The following is a 1457-nucleotide window of genomic DNA, read 5'->3' on the forward strand; positions in this document are numbered from 1 at the left end:
GATTATGATCAGCGTAAGGAAAAGGTTCGTCAGGGTGTGACGGCTGCTGCTGAAGGTATTGGTGGTGTGGCTGTGATTGATGAAGACTTGTTGGACGAAGTCGCGTCTCTAAATGAGTGGCCCGTACCTTTAGTCGGCCGCTTCGACGAGCGCTTTTTGGAGGTGCCGACAGAAGCACTGATTTCTTCGATGAAAGAGCATCAGAAGTATTTCCATGCTTTGGATAAGAATGGCGAGATGCTACCAAACTTCATCACGCTAGCGAATATCGAAAGTAAGGACCCTCAGCAGGTAATTCAGGGTAACGAGCGTGTTATTCGTCCTCGCCTGGCAGACGCGGCCTTCTTCTTTGAAACGGATAAGAAGTCCACTTTGGCCTCGCGTCGTGAGCAGTTAAAGAAAATTGTCTTCCAGAGTAAATTGGGAACGGTTTACGATAAAACTGAACGTGTATCAAAGCTAGCTGCGAAGATTGGCGCAGCAATTGGTGGCAATGCGTCCGATGCAGAGCGTGCAGGAGAGCTAGCTAAATCTGACCTGGTGACAGAAATGGTTCTAGAGTTCTCTGATTTACAGGGAACCATGGGTTATCATTATGCTGTGCACGATGGAGAATCTAAAGAAGTTGCTTTAGCGTTGAATGAGCAGTACATGCCTAAGTTTGCGGGCGACAGCTTGCCGACCACAAAAACGGGTTGTGCACTTTCTATTGCTGAGAAACTTGATTCACTGGTTGGTCTATTTGGTATCAATCAGCCTCCAACGGGTACTAAAGACCCATTTGCCTTGCGCCGTGCTTCTTTAGGTGTGCTTCGAATCATTGTTGAAGAGCAATTGGATCTTGATCTGGTTGACCTAATTAATTGGTCGCTAGAGCAATACGAAGGCTTGGAAAACAATAGTGTCCAAGAAGACTTATTGAACTACATGTTGGAACGTTTCCGTGCCTGGTATCAGGATGAAAATGTATCTGCTGAAGTCTTCTTAGCGGTTAACGCTCGTAGGCCTACACGTCCGGTCGACTTTGATCAGCGCATCAAAGCGGTTAGCAACTTTTTGGGCCTCGAAGCGGCTTCAGCCTTATCGGCAGCCAATAAGCGTGTTTCCAATATTCTGGCGAAGAATAAGGGCGAGTTGGCAGATCAGGTCGACCAGAGTAAGCTGATTGAGCAAGCTGAAAAGGATTTGGCAGCTCAGGTAGATAGCCTAGCAAAAACTGTAACGCCATTGTTTGACCAAGGTAACTACCAAGCTGCTTTGACTGAGCTATCAAGTCTTCAAAAAGTTGTTGACCAGTTCTTTGAAGATGTCATGGTTATGGCCGATGATGAAGCGTTGAAGAATAATCGCTTAGCCTTGTTGAGTCAGCTGCGCGAGCTATTCCTGCGAGTGGCAGATATTTCGCTGCTTTCTAAGTAGCACCTAAGCACTAAGTTAGGCTTTCCCTTCTTGCTAGC

General features: G+C 46.7%; 1 protein-coding gene. It reads left to right on the forward strand.

Annotated features, from left to right (window positions below; genetic code table 11):
- A partial coding sequence (gene glyS, locus A3763_RS19005; protein WP_068760346.1) for a glycine--tRNA ligase subunit beta occupies positions 1 to 1419 on the forward strand: 1419 nt, incomplete at its 5' end.
- Between the last annotated feature and the right edge of the window lie 38 nt (positions 1420 to 1457).

Source organism: Oleiphilus sp. HI0128 (assembly GCF_001635365.1).